Annotated in this window: 11 protein-coding genes; 8 read left to right on the top strand and 3 right to left on the bottom strand. The window is 35.4% G+C overall.

The window, feature by feature from the left end; all coding sequences use genetic code 11:
- Positions 1-34 precede the first annotated feature (34 nt).
- Positions 35-490 carry an Lrp/AsnC family transcriptional regulator gene (locus MG292_RS00125; protein ID WP_264532597.1) on the bottom strand — a complete coding sequence of 152 codons (456 nt, stop codon included), beginning with the start codon at positions 488-490 and terminating at the stop codon, positions 35-37.
- A 148-nt stretch (positions 491-638) separates the two neighbouring features.
- Here MG292_RS00125 and MG292_RS00120 point away from each other — a divergent pair, with 148 nt between their 5' ends.
- Complete coding sequence (locus MG292_RS00120) at positions 639-1,799, top strand: histidine decarboxylase (RefSeq protein WP_264532598.1); 1,161 nt, start codon at positions 639-641, stop codon at positions 1,797-1,799.
- Here MG292_RS00120 and MG292_RS00115 read toward each other — a convergent pair whose 3' ends face one another.
- The gene (locus tag MG292_RS00115; RefSeq protein ID WP_264532599.1) at positions 1,800-3,389 is read right to left on the bottom strand and encodes a peptide chain release factor 3; all 1,590 of its coding nucleotides are present in this window, start codon (positions 3,387-3,389) and stop codon (positions 1,800-1,802) included. It lies immediately after the preceding gene.
- A 482-nt stretch (positions 3,390-3,871) separates the two neighbouring features.
- Between MG292_RS00115 and MG292_RS00110 the strand changes: the two genes are divergently transcribed.
- From MG292_RS00110 to MG292_RS00085, 6 genes are all read left to right on the top strand, one after another.
- Positions 3,872-5,332 carry a serine hydrolase gene (locus MG292_RS00110; protein ID WP_264532600.1) on the top strand — a complete coding sequence of 487 codons (1,461 nt, stop codon included), beginning with the start codon at positions 3,872-3,874 and terminating at the stop codon, positions 5,330-5,332.
- Between the two features lie 557 nt (positions 5,333-5,889).
- Positions 5,890-7,320, top strand: a complete 1,431-nt coding sequence (locus MG292_RS00105; protein ID WP_264532601.1) for a peptidylprolyl isomerase — start codon at positions 5,890-5,892, stop codon at positions 7,318-7,320.
- An 84-nt stretch (positions 7,321-7,404) separates the two neighbouring features.
- The gene (locus tag MG292_RS00100) at positions 7,405-8,358 is read left to right on the top strand and encodes an AAA family ATPase (RefSeq protein ID WP_264532602.1); all 954 of its coding nucleotides are present in this window, start codon (positions 7,405-7,407) and stop codon (positions 8,356-8,358) included.
- A 252-nt stretch (positions 8,359-8,610) separates the two neighbouring features.
- Complete coding sequence (locus MG292_RS00095) at positions 8,611-11,382, top strand: bifunctional aconitate hydratase 2/2-methylisocitrate dehydratase (RefSeq protein WP_264534583.1); 2,772 nt, start codon at positions 8,611-8,613, stop codon at positions 11,380-11,382.
- A 263-nt stretch (positions 11,383-11,645) separates the two neighbouring features.
- The gene (locus tag MG292_RS00090; RefSeq protein WP_264532603.1) at positions 11,646-13,103 is read left to right on the top strand and encodes a C40 family peptidase; all 1,458 of its coding nucleotides are present in this window, start codon (positions 11,646-11,648) and stop codon (positions 13,101-13,103) included.
- Between the two features lie 130 nt (positions 13,104-13,233).
- Positions 13,234-14,643 carry an APC family permease gene (locus MG292_RS00085; RefSeq protein ID WP_264532604.1) on the top strand — a complete coding sequence of 470 codons (1,410 nt, stop codon included), beginning with the start codon at positions 13,234-13,236 and terminating at the stop codon, positions 14,641-14,643.
- Positions 14,644-14,718: 75 nt separating this feature from the next.
- Here MG292_RS00085 and ald read toward each other — a convergent pair whose 3' ends face one another.
- Positions 14,719-15,831: an alanine dehydrogenase gene (gene ald, locus MG292_RS00080; protein WP_264532605.1), complete on the bottom strand. Its 1,113-nt coding sequence runs from the start codon at positions 15,829-15,831 to the stop codon at positions 14,719-14,721.
- A 208-nt stretch (positions 15,832-16,039) separates the two neighbouring features.
- Here ald and MG292_RS00075 point away from each other — a divergent pair, with 208 nt between their 5' ends.
- Positions 16,040-16,501 carry an Lrp/AsnC family transcriptional regulator gene (locus tag MG292_RS00075; protein WP_264532606.1) on the top strand — a complete coding sequence of 154 codons (462 nt, stop codon included), beginning with the start codon at positions 16,040-16,042 and terminating at the stop codon, positions 16,499-16,501.
- Positions 16,502-16,515 lie beyond the last annotated feature (14 nt).

Genomic DNA, 16,515 nt, shown 5'->3' with positions numbered 1-16,515 from the left:
TTAAAAAGGCTCCAGAAATGGAGCCTTTTTTGTTTTATTGAAGTTTGTGGACTACTTCGTTTTTGATTTCCTCTAAAACGAAGGTGCTTTGTACATTGGAAATCCCCTCAATGACGGACAATTTTTCTACTGCAAATTGTTGGTATTCATTCATGTCTTTTACGGCAATTTTCAATAAAAAATCATAGTTTCCAGAAACATGGTAACACCCCATAACATCATGTAATTTTGCAATTTGCTTTTTGAAATTGTCAATTACTTCCTTGGAATGAATCGATAAGGTGACTTGGCAAAAGACCTGAATTGATTTTCCAATTTTTACTTCGTCCAAAAGAGCAACATATTTTTTGATGTACCCCAATTGTTCTAATTTCTTAATTCTTGCAAAGGTAGGTGAGACCGATAAGCCTGATTTTTCAGCAATCATTTTGATGTTGGCTTTGGCATCCTCTTGTAAAACCATCAGAATTCGTTTGTCAATGGCGTCCATTTTAAAATATTTTTATTGTTTTGATAATTTGTAATTCTTGTTTCAGTATAAAAGTTCTGCTAATATATCTATTTTTAGAATTATACTATTGATTATTTTTATTATTTAGAAAATTTTGAAAATAAATCTACATTTACAAAAAAAAACAATGGAATTACATTCAACCTTTCTTACCGAAATTGATAAACAACGCTTAGCGGAGTTAGAACAGTTTATTAATCTTTCCAATGAAAATTCTATAGGGTATCCTGTTTCTAAAGATTTTGATTTTTCAGAGATGATGCCGTTTTTGAAATACCCCATTAATAACGTGGGTGACCCCTTTGAAAATTCCATTAATAAAGTAAAAACCCACGAACTCGAGCGAGAAGTAGTTGGATTCTTTGCTAAGTTGTTTAGAGCTGACCCTAATGATTATTGGGGCTATGTTACTAATGGTGGTTCTGAAAGTAATTTGTACGGTTTGTATTTGGCTAGAGAGCTGTATCCTAAAGGAATGGTGTATTATTCAGAATCGACACATTACAGTATTCGTAAGAACATTCATTTGTTAAACATTCCAAGTATTGTGATTCGTTCGCAAGAAAATGGGGAAATTGATTATGCCGATTTAGAAAACACTTTGCGAATCAATCGGGATAAACCCGCCATTGTGTTGGCTAATTATGGTACTACGATGAAAGAAGCCAAAGATGATGTGGCTAGAATCAAATCCATTCTAAAAAGTTTAGCCATTCAAGATAGTTATATTCATTGCGATGCCGCCCTTGCAGGAAGTTACGGTGCCTTTGTAGAACCTAGAGTACCTTTTGATTTTAAAGACGGAGCCGATAGCGTAGCGATTAGCGGACACAAGTTTATTGGTTCGCCAATACCTACTGGGGTAATTATTACTAAAAAATCAAATCGAGACAGAATTGCCAAAGGAGTTTCGTATATCGGTTCGTTGGATACGACCATAACTGGTTCAAGAAACGGTCACAGTCCGTTGTTTTTATGGTATGCTTTGAAACGAATGGGAGTGGAAGGATTGAGACAACGATTCCAGAATAGTCTTGAAGTGGCTGCTTATTGTGAAAAGCGATTGAATGCAATTGGGATTCCAGCTTGGAGAAATCCCAATGCGATTACGGTAGTATTTCCAAAAGTACACGATTCCATAATTTCCAAATGGCAATTGGCCACACAAGAAACAATTTCTCATATTATTTGTATGCCTAATGTAACCAAAGAGCAAATTGACAATCTGATTCTAGACCTTCAAAATTGTGTTGAAGTCATGGAAAACGAGTACGAATTTAATTTCTAATTAATCAAACTCCGAAGTGAAAAACAACTTCACGGTTGGGAATTTACTTTGCGTCATTTGAATGGTAAAATCAGAATCGGCTAAGAAAACCAATTGTCCGTATTTGTCGTGTGCCAAAAACTTTTGTTTGATGCGTTTGAATTCTTTGAACTCTTCGCTTTTAGCATCGTCTGGTTTTACCCAACAGGCTTTGTGAACAGGGAAATTTTCATACGAACATTTTGCGCCGTATTCATGTTCCAATCGGTACTGAATTACCTCGTATTGAAGCGCTCCAACCGTTCCAATGACTTTTCTATTGTTCATTTCTAAGGTAAACAACTGCGCTACCCCTTCGTCCATTAATTGATCGATACCTTTGTCAAGCTGTTTTGCTTTTAATGGGTCGGCATTATTGATGTAACGGAAATGCTCTGGCGAGAAACTCGGAATTCCTTTAAAGCTCATCACTTCGCCTTCGGTCAAGGTATCCCCAATTTTGAAGTTACCCGTATCGTGCAATCCTACAATGTCACCTGGATACGAAACATCCACAATCTCTTTCTTCTCAGCAAAAAAGGCATTCGGACTAGAGAATTTTAAATTCTTTTTTTGGCGAACGTGGAAATAGGGTTTGTTGCGTTCAAAAGTTCCCGAAACAATTTTGATAAACGCCAAACGGTCGCGGTGTTTGGGATCCATATTCGCGTGAATTTTGAACACAAAGCCCGACATTTTTTCTTCTTTTGGATCCACCAAACGCGTTTCTGAATCTTTAGGTCGAGGCGAAGGTGCAATGGCTACAAAGCAATCCAACAATTCGCGTACCCCAAAATTATTCAAAGCCGAACCAAAAAACACAGGTTGTAATTTTCCGTCCAAATAGTCTTGTTGGTTGAATTTCGGATAGACCTCGTCAATTAATTCCAATTCTTCACGCAATTTATCGGCTGGTTTTTGACCAATTATTTGTTCTAATTCAGGACTTTGGACGTCCGAAAAAGCAATTGTTTCTTCAATGTTTTTACGGCTATCTCCGCTAAACAAGTTGATGTTTTGTTCCCATAAATTATAAATTCCTTGGAAGTCATACCCCATTCCAATTGGAAAACTCAAAGGCGTAACCGTCAAGCCCAATTTTTGCTCCACTTCGTCCATCAAGTCAAAAGCGTCTTTTCCCTCACGGTCTAATTTATTGATGAAAACAATAATCGGAATGTTACGCATTCTGCATACCGAAACTAATTTTTCGGTTTGTTCCTCCACCCCTTTGGCAACGTCAATCACTACAATTACGCTATCCACGGCGGTTAAAGTTCGAAACGTATCCTCGGCAAAATCCTTGTGACCGGGTGTGTCCAGAATATTGATTTTTTTCTCTTTGTAATTGAATGCCAAAACCGAAGTCGAAACCGAAATCCCTCTTTGACGCTCAATTTCCATAAAGTCAGACGTAGCGCCCTTCTTGATTTTATTATTTTTTACCGCACCCGCTTCCTGAATCGCCCCTCCAAAAAGAAGTAATTTCTCGGTTAGTGTCGTCTTTCCTGCATCGGGATGCGAAATAATTCCAAATGTTCTCCTGCGTTGTATTTCTTCTAAAAAACTCATAATTGCTATAATGGAGTGCAAAAATACTATTTACTTCACTAAATAACTAATTCCAAAAGTTTTTCTAGAAGCTATTTCCCGCTGTACGCTCTATCTGTGTCGGCAAACCCTGCCGCCACAGGATGCCGCTCCCATCAGGGCTAGGGTTTCATTTTCAAAATCTATTTTGTTTACTTCAAAAAAAATAAATATATTTACAAAACCAAATCTTACAAAATGAACCTAACCTTGTTACCCATTTCCTGTACACTACAATCATCTCTGTCTTTAATTCCAACTAAAACGACTGGAATGAATACGCTAGTGAATACTCAAAATAGGCAAAAAATAATAAATCCGTTTGATGATTTATAAAAAAAATAATACACAACATTAGTTGAGCATTGCTAACCAAAACAGCTTGCTTTGCTCAACAATAAAGCAAAAAAAACTGAGCATATAAACGAGTTAGTGGCAATTTTAACAACAACATCACGAAAAAAATGAAATATATATTTACGGTAATATTAGCACTTATTATACATATAAGCACTTGCTACGGGCAGACAAATAAAGAGAATGAAGCCAACAAAAAGATTGACCGCTACCTTTCAGCATTAGAGAGTGTTGGTTTTTCTGGATCGGTATTGGTAGAAATAAATGGTAAAAAAGTTATTGCAAAAGGATATGGTTTTTGTGATGCTGAAACACAAATCACAAATTCACCGAAAACTATTTTCGACATTGGTTCTATTACAAAACAATTTACTGCGGCAGCAATTCTAAAATTAGAAATGCAAGGCAAACTTTCAACTAATGACAAAATTTCAAAGTTCTTTGACAAAATTCCATCAGATAAACAGCAGATTACAATTCACGATTTACTTCGTCATCAATCTGGACTTATAAGTAATGTCGGTAGAGATTTTGAAAAAATTAGTGAAAAAGAATTTTTAGAAAATGTTTTTAATTCAGAATTACTATTCCCGGTCGGGACAAATTTTTCTTACTCGAACATTGGATATAGTTTATTGGCTATGATAATAGAAAAAACATCTAATAAATCTTATGAAACCTATCTCTATGAAAATTTGTGGAAGCCTTCGCAAATGAAAATGACAGGTTACACACGACCTTCATATGACAAAAATTATATTGCAGTTGGGTATGAAAATGATAATAAAGTTTGGGGAAAACCAACAGAAAAAGAATGGGACACAGTTTCACCTTACTGGCACTTAAAAGGCAATGGCGGTATTCTTTCAACTACCGAAGACCTTTATAAATGGCACAAGTGCTTATTGTCAGAAAAGATACTATCTAATGACGCAAAACAAAAATTGTATCATCCTAAGTTAAGACCAGAAGAAACCGAAAATTCATACTATGCTTATGGTTGGGATGTTTCAAAGACAAATAGAAACACTACACAAGTTTGGCATAATGGAACAAATAGGATTTTTTATGCTGACTTTCTTCGCTTTATAGATGAAAAGGTTACATTCATTATGCTATCTAATAAATCGCATCCTAATTTCAATAACCTAAATTTTGAAATGGCAAGAATTGTTTTCAACCCTAATTTTATTCCTGAAATTCCTATTGCTGATAATGCAGAAAACCGTAATTTTTCCAATAACATCATTAAAACGATTAGTGAGTTTGGTATAGAAAAAGCAAAAGAAGAATATGCTAAAAAGAAAAGCACCGAACAACTTTTAGAATTTCTGATGAGAGAAGAAGGTTTTAAGCACATTGACAATGGAAAACCCGAAATTGCTGTTCAAATCTTTGAAATGAATGTGTTTGTTTATCCTAAATCAGCCAAGGCATTACAAGGATTAGGGGAAGGTTATATGGAAACAGGTAAGAATGAATTAGCATTAAAATATTTAAAAGAAAGTTTAGCCATAAACCCCGACAATCCATTCGTTAGCAGATTAATTAAACAGCTAGACAAGTGAGAAAAACTGCCACTAACAGCGGTTTTGCGCAATGGCGGCATTTATAATAAATTCAAGTTTTTCTTTCCGAAAAACCCCGCTGCTCAAAGTCTCCTGACTTTGAGCTCTGTCTTGAATAAGTTTTCTAGCATCATAAGAAGTGCTCTAAACTCAAGGTCAAACAAATAATAACAGTTTTTTCAGGATTCTCAACTCCATTTTTAAAACAGTTTTCATATTTCCCTTAACCCGTTGGGTGAAATTGTTTTTCGATGAAAAATTTTCGTCAGTCCGAGTGATTTTCGACTGAAAATCGTCCTTCGGCTTTGCTCAGGATGACAGAGCAAGAAAATTTGAAATCAAAAACGATTCTCGATACATTTTTTGCTACATTATATTGCGCAAAAAACACTCGAATTGACGTTTTTGATAATCTCATCCAACGGGTTCCCTACTAATTTTTTGTTAATAGTACTTAGTTCACTTGCATTCTCTAATTGAATTGTTATTTTTGTTGGCAATAATACATTTCGGCTTCTATAGTTAGTATTAGATTACTAAAAAATAAAAATTAAACAATGATATTTCAATTACCATCGATTTCCTCTTTTGTTACTAAGAAAGCACTTTCTTTATTCTTGGTTCTTTTTTCTGTAGTGACTTTAACTGCCCAAGAGGTGATTAAAGACCAACCCACAAAAGAAGCACCAAAAACGGACTCGTCAAAAAAAATGAAAGTAGATGGTGTTATCGCTACCGTTGGAGATTACATTATTTTGGATTCGGATATTGACAAAGCTTATTTGGAGATTGCAAGTCAAGGCGGTTCTGTAAAAGACATTACAAGATGTCAGATGTTAGGCAAGCTAATGGAAGACAAATTATATGCACACCAAGCGGTGCAAGATAGTGTTAAAGTGACTGATTCTGAGGTGAAAGCTATGATGGACGAGCGTTTGAATTACATGACAGAGCAGTTAGGTTCAATGGATAAAGTGGTGAGTTACTACAAGAAAAACAACGAAGAAGAATTCAGAACCTATTTTTTTGATATTCTAAAAGAAAACAAGCTAACATCCGAAATGCAAAAGAAAATTGTTGACGATGTGCAAATTACACCTGAGGAGGTGCGTAACTTTTTTAAGAAAATTCCAAAAGACGAATTGCCTGTTTTTGGTGCCGAAATGGAAGTAGCGCAAATTGTGGTAAAACCTAAAATTTCGGATGCTGATAAACAAAAAGTAATTGACCGTTTGAATGGTTTCAAAAAAGAAATTCAAGAAGGTTCTAGTTTTGCTACCAAAGCGGTGTTGTATTCGCAAGACCCAGGATCAAGAGCGAGTGGTGGGTATTACAAAATGAATCGTAAAACACCTTTTGTAAAAGAATTTAAGGACGTAGCATTCAGTTTAGCCGAAGGAGAAATCTCGGCACCTTTTGAAACAGAATACGGCTATCACATTATCTATGTAGAGAAAATAAAAGGGCAAGAAATCGAGTTGCGTCATATTTTATTGGCTCCTAAAGTGACCGAGGAATCGTTGCAAGAAGCAAAAGAAAAAATCGCTTTGATTCGTAAACGAATTGTGGACAAGGAAATCACATTTGCAGAAGCAGCAAGAACTTTGTCTGACGAAAAAGAAACCAGAGCCAATGGTGGAACTTTAATCAACCCGAAAACACAAGATACTCGTTTTGAGTTGACTAAAATGGATCCAAGTTTGTATGCGCAAGTGTCTAATTTGAAAGAAAATGAAATTTCATTGCCAATTCCCGAAGAGTTGCAAGAAGGGAAAAAACAATTCAAATTGGTTACAGTAACTAATAGAATCAATGAGCATACCGCGGATTATGCAAAGGACTATACTAAAATCAAAGAGTTGGCTTTGAAAGAAAAACAAATCAAGGCGATTGCTAAATGGTTTGACGAAAAAATTAAAGATACTTATATTAAAATTGTAGGTGAATACAGGGATTGTACGTTTACCAATAATTGGTTAAAAAAATAAATTATTAAAATAAATCCAAAAAGAGTTAGCTTTATGACACTAAAATCATGTTGCTAACTCTTTTTAATTTAAACTATATTGAGAATGTCTGATGTAGCTGCTATACATAACTTAGTTCAAAAACGAACTGCGCTAAAAAAAGAAATTGCTAAAATTATTGTGGGGCAAGATGCTGTGATTGATCAAATTGTATTGGCTATTTTTTCAGGCGGACATGCTTTGTTGGTAGGTGTGCCAGGCTTGGCAAAAACCTTAATGGTAAATACGTTGGCACAAGCTTTAGGATTGGATTTCAAGCGCATTCAGTTCACGCCAGATTTAATGCCGTCGGATATTTTGGGAAGTGAAATTTTGGATGAAAACAGACAATTTAAATTTATAAAAGGGCCTGTTTTTTCAAACATCATCTTGGCTGATGAAATCAATAGAACGCCGCCAAAGACGCAAGCCGCTTTGTTAGAAGCCATGCAAGAGCGTGCCGTAACCATTGCAGGACATCAATACCAATTGGGCTTGCCGTATTTTGTATTGGCAACCCAAAATCCCATCGAGCAAGAAGGAACCTATCCTTTGCCAGAGGCGCAATTGGACCGATTCATGTTTGCTATCAAGTTAGAATATCCCACTTTTGAAGAAGAAGTTCAGGTAGTGAAACAAACGACTTCGGATGTAAAAAGTGTTATTGAACCACTATTTTCTGCTCAAGAAATTATTGATTTTCAGCACTTAATTCGCCGCATTCCAGTAGCAGATAATGTGATTGAATATGCGGTTGCGTTGGTGGCTAAAACACGACCTGACAATTCATTGACTACTGATTTTGTAAAAAACTATTTGGATTGGGGAGCAGGGCCAAGAGCCTCGCAAAATTTAGTTTTGGCAGCCAAAGCGCATGCTGCTTTTAACGGAAAATTCTCCCCAGACATTGAGGATGTTAAAGCGGTTGCAATTGGTATTTTGCGTCATCGAATTATTAAAAACTACAAGGCTGATGCCGAAGGAATTACAGAAGAAATGATTATTACTAAACTACTCTAATTGCATAGCTTATTTTAATTTCAATCGCTTCATTTGAATTGAATAGGGGATAGTTTTTTATTAATTGTTTAATATCTATTAGGTTAAATTATTTTTTTGATAATAAAATTAAATCTAATTTGATATTTTGTAATAATAATCAGCAATACGACTAGATTTATTAAATTATTTTTAAATCTCGGCTTTAATTTCTAAATTTGCTAAACATAAAAAACAAATAATACCCAATATAGTATGGCTATTGAAAACGAAATGAATCTTTATAAAGAATACATTAAAGAAATAGAGGAAAGAAAAGGTCAAGGGCTTCACCCAAAACCAATTGATAGTGCTGAATTACTAAGCGAAATTATTGCGCAAATTAAAGATGCTAAAAATTCTAACAGAAAAGAGTGTCTTCATTTCTTCATTTACAACACCTTGCCAGGAACTACTAGTGCGGCAGGTCAAAAGGCAAAATTCCTAAAAGAAATCATCCTTGGACAGGAAGTAGTAAGTGAAATTACTCCGGCATTTGCATTGGAGTTATTGTCTCATATGAAAGGTGGACCATCCATTGAAGTTTTATTGGATTTAGCATTAGGAAATGATGCAACTATTGCGAAAGACGCAGCAGCAGTTCTTAAAACCCAAGTGTATTTGTATGATGCTGATATGGCGCGTTTGAAAGAAGCTTATACCAATGGAAATACTGTTGCAAAAGACATATTAGAAAGCTACGCAAAAGCTGAGTTTTTTACCAAATTACCTGAAGTTGAAGAAGAAATTAAAGTGGTGACATTTATTGCTGGTGAAGGAGATATTTCTACGGATTTATTGTCACCAGGAAATCAAGCGCACTCGCGTTCAGACCGTGAATTACACGGAAAATGTATGATTACGCCTCAAGCACAAGAAGAAATTCAAGCTCTTCAAGCGCAACATCCAGACAAAAGTGTGATGTTAATTGCTGAAAAAGGAACGATGGGAGTAGGATCTTCAAGAATGTCGGGTGTAAACAACGTGGCGCTTTGGACAGGAAAACAAGCGAGTCCGTATGTGCCTTTTGTTAACATAGCACCAATTGTGGGTGGAACAAACGGAATTTCACCTATTTTCTTGACTACTGTTGATGTAACAGGAGGTATCGGAATTGATTTAAAAAACTGGGTTAAGAAAACAGATGCGAATGGTGAGTTAGTTCGTGATGCCAATGGCGAACCTATTTTAGAGCAAGTATATTCTGTTGCAACAGGAACTGTCTTAACGATCAATACAAAAACAAAAAAATTATACAATGGTGCTCAAGAATTGATTGATATTTCAAGATCATTCACACCACAAAAAATGGAATTTATCAAAGCAGGTGGTTCTTATGCCATCGTTTTTGGTAAAAAAATTCAAACTTTTGCAGCGCAAACATTAGGGATTCAAGCGCCAGTAGTTTTTGCTCCTTCAAAAGAAGTTTCTAATCCAGGTCAAGGTCTTACTGCAGTAGAGAAAATTTTTAATAAAAATGCGGTTGGAGTAACTCCAGGAAAAGTTTTACATGCGGGTTCCGATGTTCGTGTAGAAGTAAATATTGTGGGTTCGCAAGATACTACAGGATTGATGACGGCACAAGAATTAGAGTCGATGGCTGCTACCGTGATTTCGCCAATCGTTGATGGAGCGTATCAATCAGGTTGTCATACAGCTTCGGTTTGGGATAAAAAAGCACAAGCAAATATTCCAAAATTGATGCAATTCATGAATAATTTTGGTTTGATTACTGCTCGTGATCCAAAAGGAGTGTATCATGCCATGACAGATGTGATTCATAAAGTTTTGAATGATATTACGGTTGATGATTGGGCAATTATTATCGGAGGAGATTCGCATACGAGAATGTCTAAAGGAGTTGCTTTTGGTGCCGATTCTGGTACGGTAGCCTTAGCTTTGGCAACAGGAGAGGCTTCTATGCCAATTCCTGAATCCGTAAAAGTTACTTTCAAAGGAACTATGCCTGATTATATGGATTTTCGTGATGTGGTGCATGCTACTCAAGCGCAAATGTTACATCAATTTGGAGGAGAAAATGTGTTCCAAGGTCGAATTATCGAGGTGCATATTGGAACATTAACAGCTGATCAAGCCTTTACTTTTACAGACTGGTCTGCTGAGATGAAAGCGAAAGCATCTATTTGTATCTCAGAGGATGAAACCTTGATTCAATCTTTGGAAATTGCAAAAGGCAGAATCCAAATCATGATTGATAAAGGAATGGATAATAGCCGTCAAGTGCTTAAAGGATTAATTGATAAGGCAAATAAGAGAATTGCTGAAATTAGATCAGGTGAAAAACCAGCTTTACGACCAGATGCTAATGCAAAATATTATGCAGAAGTAGTAGTTGATTTGGACGTAATTAATGAGCCAATGATTGCTGACCCAGATGTAAACAATAAAGATGTTTCTAAGCGTTATACACACGATACTATCCGACCATTGTCATTCTACGGAGGAACAAAAAAGGTAGATTTAGGATTCATTGGTTCTTGTATGGTCCACAAAGGCGATATGAAAATCTTAGCGCAAATGCTTAAAAACATTGAAAAACAACAAGGTAAAGTGGAATTTAAAGCACCTTTAGTGGTAGCGCCACCAACATACAATATTGTTGATGAATTAAAAGCAGAGGGTGACTGGGAAGTATTACAAAAATATTCAGGTTTTGAATTTGATGATAATGCGCCAAAATCGACTGCACGTACGGAATATGAAAACATGTTGTATTTAGAGCGCCCAGGTTGTAACCTTTGTATGGGTAACCAAGAAAAGGCTTCAAAAGGAGATACGGTAATGGCAACATCAACACGTTTGTTCCAAGGTAGGGTTGTTGAAGATTCTGCTGAGAAAAAAGGAGAATCATTACTTTCTTCAACTCCAGTAGTGGTTTTATCGACAATTTTAGGTAGAACACCATCTATTGAAGAATACAAACAAGCGGTGGAAGGGATTAACTTGACTAAGTTTGCACCTTCACATAAGTTGTTAGTAGGATAAGATTTTTTCTTTGATTATATTTCAAAAAGCTCCTCGTACAGAGGGGCTTTTTTTTAAGAATCACGGTATGATTTAGCTTGCGGGTTCTTTAGTACCGGTATAGAGCTAATTTTATAAATGCTTTAACTTTTTTAAATTTAAAAAAGACTATCTTTGTAATTCTTGAAATATTCCCGTTTTTTTAATAAAGGAATGACAATAATTCCATTTTTGCGTTTCAAAATAGTTGCGATTTTTAAACCGGGTCGAAAATTAAAAACAGAATGAAGTATTGCAAACTAATTTTAATTTTATCGTTTATTAACTTATCAGCAGCTTTTTCTCAAGAAAAACTGATAAAACATACCGTACAAAAAGGCGAAACAATTACTGCAATCGCCCAAAAATATAAAGTTGAGCCAAGTGCTATTTATGAACTTAATCCAGATTGTACTAGAACGTTAAAATTAGAATCGATTATTTTGATTCCGCGCCAAACATCAAAAAGTGGTAAGGCAAAAATAGAATCAAAGCCAACTTTAGTTCAAAATTTACACGAAGTACAACCCAAAGAAACTCTGTTTGGTATTGCAAAACAATATGAAATTTCTTTAGAAGAATTGAATGCAGCAAATCCTGAATTAGCAGAAGCAGGTTTGAAAGCAGGACAAAAAATCAAGATTCCGACCAAGGCTAATGCTAATTTAGTTACTAAGAAAGAAACACTACAATTAGAACCTAAAAAAGAAGTAGTTCTCAAAGAAAAACAAGAAAAAGGTATTCCATTAGCAGTTACTCCACAAACAGAAACAACAATCCATGAAGTAGTACCATCTGAAACAAAATTCGGAATCGCGAAACAGTATGGGATTTCGGTAGCTGATTTGGATAAAGCTAATCCGATATTAGAAAAAGAAGCACTTAAGGCGGGTCAAAAAATTGTGATTCCAATAAAAGAAGGAATTACAGCCGTTGCACCAGTGCTAAAACAAGTGGAGGTGGTACCATCTAAAAAGATAGAGCTAAAAGAAAAAGTCAAAGAAGAAACAGTAGTAGTTAAAAAAGAACTAGTCGAAGAGAAGCAAGAAACGGTGACTCATGAAGTGCTTCCAAAAGAGACGAAATACGGAATTGCTAAAAAGTACGGAATTTCGGTAGCAGAATTAGAAAATCAAAATCCAACGATTGTTAAGAATTTGTACGTAGGTGCCAAATTGACTATTTCTGGAGCCAAAACCATTCAAGAAGATACTATTGTTGAAACTCAACTTGTGTCGACAGAAACCACTGATGCGGTTGCCAAAAAAGAAAATCTTACGATAGCTAGTAGTATTGCAAAGTGGAATACCAATGAAGAATTAGCAGACGAGTTAATTCGTATGGCATCCGATAATTTAGGTTCGAGATACCGTGCAGGTGGAACATCGAAGAATGGATTTGATTGTTCAGGTTTGATGTATTCTACATTTAGTTCGTTGGATATTAAATTACCAAGATCCTCCGTTGAAATGGCTGCAATTGGGACCAAAGTAGAGGCTAAAGAGGCTAAAAAAGGAGATTTAATTTTCTTCAAAACAAGAGGAGGGAGTCAGATTAATCACGTAGGAATGGTGGTGGAAGTGTGTGATGGAGAAATTCGATTTATTCATTCCTCAACGCAAAGTGGTGTTATTATTTCTTCTACCAAAGAGAAATATTACGAGAAAAATTTCACCCAAATCAATAGGGTGTTGCAACAATAAGAAAACAAAAAACTCCTCATTTGAGGAGTTTTTTGTTTTAAATAGGGTATTGTTTATTTCTTTTACTTTGAAAAACTCGGTTTTAAAAAAAAGTATATCTTTAACCAACCAAAAACTAAAACCAATAATTATGGAAGAAAATCGACCAGGAGATTTTAAACGAGAATTAGGATTGTTAGACGGCACAATGCTAGTAGTGGGATCTATGATTGGCTCTGGAATATTCATTGTAAGTGCTGATATTGCTAGACAAGTAGGGTCAGCGGGATGGTTGACTTTGATTTGGTTAATCTCAGGAATAATCACCATGATTGCCGCAGTGAGTTATGGAGAGTTGAGCGCCATGTTTCCAAATGCAGGTGGGCAATATGTCTATTTGAAAGAAGCTTATAACAAACTGATTGCCTTTTTGTATGGTTGGAGTTTCTTTGCGGTTATTCAAACAGGTACAATTGCTGCTGTAGGGGTTGGTTTTTCAAAATTCGCTGCGTATTTAATTCCTTCGCTAAGCGATGAAAATATTCTATATGAGTTAGGCACTTTTAAATTAAACGCAGCTCAAATCGTTTCAATTATCACGATTGTATTACTTACTTACATAAATAGTCGAGGAGTAAAGAATAGTAAAATATTACAAACCGTTTTGACTATAATAAAGATTGTATCGTTATTTGGGTTGATTATTTTTGGGTTTTTATTGGCTGCTAAAGCCGAGATTTGGAATGCCAATTGGTCAGATACATGGAATACCCGTTCGTTTAATACAGACACAAGTTCGTGGTTGCCTATTGGAGGAACTGCTTTGCTGACAGGGATTTCTGCGGCTATGGTAGGATCGTTGTTCTCAAGCGATGCTTGGGTTGGAGTTACTTTTATTGCTGGAGAAATTAAAAATCCAAAACGTAATGTAGGTTTGAGTTTGTTTCTGGGAACTTTTATAGTTACAATTATTTATGTATTAACAAATTTAATGTACTTAGCGGTAATTCCACTTGATGAAATTGCAACCGCCAAATCGGATAGGGTAGCCGTAGTGGCTTCTCAATATACTTTTGGAGATATAGGTACAATCATTATTGCTGTAATGATTATGATTTCGACATTTGCCTGTAATAATGGATTGATTATGGCAGGAGCAAGGGTATATTATACCATGGCTAAAGACGGTTTGTTCTTGAAAAAAGCCGCTAATTTGAATTCGGCAAGTGTACCTGAATGGGCGCTATGGGTACAATGTATTTGGGCTTCGCTTCTATGCTTGACAGGTAAATATGGTGATTTGTTAGATTTTGTAATGATTATTGTTTTGATATTTTATATTCTAACAATTTGTGGAATTTTTATTCTGCGTAAAAAAATGCCTGAAATAGAAAGACCTTATAAAGCTTTTGGCTATCCAATTCTTCCGTTGATATATATAATAATAGCTTCTGCTATATGTGTGTCTTTATTAATCACTAAATTTTCAACCTGTGGCTGGGGAGTTTTAATTATGCTGACAGGGATACCGATTTACTATGCGACAAAACCTCAAGAATAATTAGGTTATTAAAGGTAAAAGTCGTCTTGGTATTATTATCAAGACGACTTTTTTATGATGTGGGGAAAATAAAATTTATAAAATTGAGGCTACTTCTTCAAAAGGCAATCCCCAAGCTTCGGCAACTCCTTTGTAAACAATCTTACCATTGGCAATGTTTAATCCTTTTTTCAATTCTTCGTTTTCATTGCAAGCTTTTTTCCAACCTTTGTTAGCTAATTGTAGCGCATAAGGTAAAGTAGCATTGGTCAAAGCCAAAGTAGAAGTATAAGGCACAGCTCCCGGCATATTGGCTACGCAATAATGAACAATTCCGTCAATAATGAAAGTTGGATTTTCGTGTGTAGTTGGTGTACAGGTTTCAATGCAACCACCTTGATCTACCGCTACGTCAACTACAACTGTTCCTGGACTCATTAACTGTAGCATCTCTTTTGTAATTAGATGAGGTGCTTTAGCTCCTGGAATTAAAACGGCTCCAATGACTAAATCGGCATCAGCAATCGCTTCACAAATGTTGTAATGATTAGACATTAGGGTAGTTACATTTGCTGGCATAATATCAGATAAATAACGCAAACGTGCTAAACTTACATCCATAATCGTTACCTTGGCACCAAAACCTGCTGCCATTTTTGCCGCTTGTGTTCCTACAATTCCTCCGCCTAAAACTACCACTTTAGCAGGGTTAACTCCTGGAACACCGCCCAATAAAATCCCTTTTCCTTGCATTGGTTTTTCAAGATATTTAGCACCTTCTTGGATCGACATTCTTCCTGCTACTTCCGACATAGGTACTAGTAAAGGCAGACTGCGGTCTATTTTTTCTACAGTTTCGTATGCCAAACAAATCGCATCGCGTTCTATCATGGCTTTGGTTAATGCTTCTGAAGAAGCGAAGTGGAAATAGGTAAATACCAATTGGTTTTTTCTAATCAAAGCATATTCAGATGCAATAGGCTCTTTCACTTTAATAATCATTTCGGCTATTTCGTAAACCGCTTCAATTGTGGGTAAAATTACCGCTCCAGCATTGGCATAGGCGCTATCACTAAAACCGCTGTTTTCTCCTGCACTAGCTTGAATATAAATTACGTGTCCGTGTTTCTTGAATTCAGCCACTCCTGCAGGAGTTAGGGCTACTCGGTTCTCGTTATTTTTAATTTCTTTTGGAACACCTATTATCATAAATTGTAGTTTTAAAGTTAGATTTAAAATGCAGTAACAAATGTATGTATAAAGAAAAAATTATTGTAATAATATGTTTAATTAAGTAATTATTTCTTTTATTTTGTATTTTTAAATTATTTATTTCTTTTCAGGTTCCATTTTTTGAAGAGTAAAAGAAAAATAATCGCTTAATTCATTTTTAATTTAATTAATTTCGACTATTACGATGACTATTGATGCTATTGATAAAAAAATTCTTCGTTTACTACAAGAAGATGCTCATTTGACGCTTAAAGATATTTCAAATAAGATTAATTTATCATTGACACCCGTTCATGATAGAGTAAAACGTTTGGAAAAAGAAGGAATTATTGAAAAGTATGTTTCTATTTTAAATAAAAAGAAACTAGGAATGCATCTTACAGTATATTGTCAGGTTACTTTGGTAAAGCAAACGCATGATGTGTCTGAAGGATTTAATGCCTCGATTCTAAATATGCCCGAAGTGGTAGAGTGTAATTTTGTTTCAGGAAATTTTGATTATTTACTCAAAGTAGTATTACCCGATATGGATAGTTACCATCATTTTCACCAACAGAAATTATCCGTTTTACCTGAAGTTTCGTTGATAAATAGTTTTTTTAGTATTGCAGCGGTGAAAACCACTACTGTGTTGCCCATTAAATAAAAAAGTCGTCTTGA

The sequence above is a fragment of the Flavobacterium keumense genome, assembly GCF_029866485.1.
GTDB classification, from domain to species: domain Bacteria; phylum Bacteroidota; class Bacteroidia; order Flavobacteriales; family Flavobacteriaceae; genus Flavobacterium; species Flavobacterium keumense.
This window is presented reverse-complemented; position numbering and strand designations above follow the sequence as displayed.

What these genes read in the sequence shown, in the direction of transcription:
- MG292_RS00115 (WP_264532599.1), bottom strand. Translation starts at nt 3,389, where the DNA reads ATGAGTTTTTTAGAAGAAATACAACGCAGGAGAACATTTGGAATTATT.
- MG292_RS00075 (WP_264532606.1), top strand. Translation starts at nt 16,040, where the DNA reads ATGACTATTGATGCTATTGATAAAAAAATTCTTCGTTTACTACAAGAA.
- MG292_RS00120 (WP_264532598.1), top strand. Translation starts at nt 639, where the DNA reads ATGGAATTACATTCAACCTTTCTTACCGAAATTGATAAACAACGCTTA.
- MG292_RS00100 (WP_264532602.1), top strand. Translation starts at nt 7,405, where the DNA reads ATGTCTGATGTAGCTGCTATACATAACTTAGTTCAAAAACGAACTGCG.
- MG292_RS00090 (WP_264532603.1), top strand. Translation starts at nt 11,646, where the DNA reads ATGAAGTATTGCAAACTAATTTTAATTTTATCGTTTATTAACTTATCA.
- MG292_RS00125 (WP_264532597.1), bottom strand. Translation starts at nt 490, where the DNA reads ATGGACGCCATTGACAAACGAATTCTGATGGTTTTACAAGAGGATGCC.
- MG292_RS00105 (WP_264532601.1), top strand. Translation starts at nt 5,890, where the DNA reads ATGATATTTCAATTACCATCGATTTCCTCTTTTGTTACTAAGAAAGCA.
- MG292_RS00110 (WP_264532600.1), top strand. Translation starts at nt 3,872, where the DNA reads ATGAAATATATATTTACGGTAATATTAGCACTTATTATACATATAAGC.
- MG292_RS00085 (WP_264532604.1), top strand. Translation starts at nt 13,234, where the DNA reads ATGGAAGAAAATCGACCAGGAGATTTTAAACGAGAATTAGGATTGTTA.
- MG292_RS00095 (WP_264534583.1), top strand. Translation starts at nt 8,611, where the DNA reads ATGAATCTTTATAAAGAATACATTAAAGAAATAGAGGAAAGAAAAGGT.
- ald (WP_264532605.1), bottom strand. Translation starts at nt 15,831, where the DNA reads ATGATAATAGGTGTTCCAAAAGAAATTAAAAATAACGAGAACCGAGTA.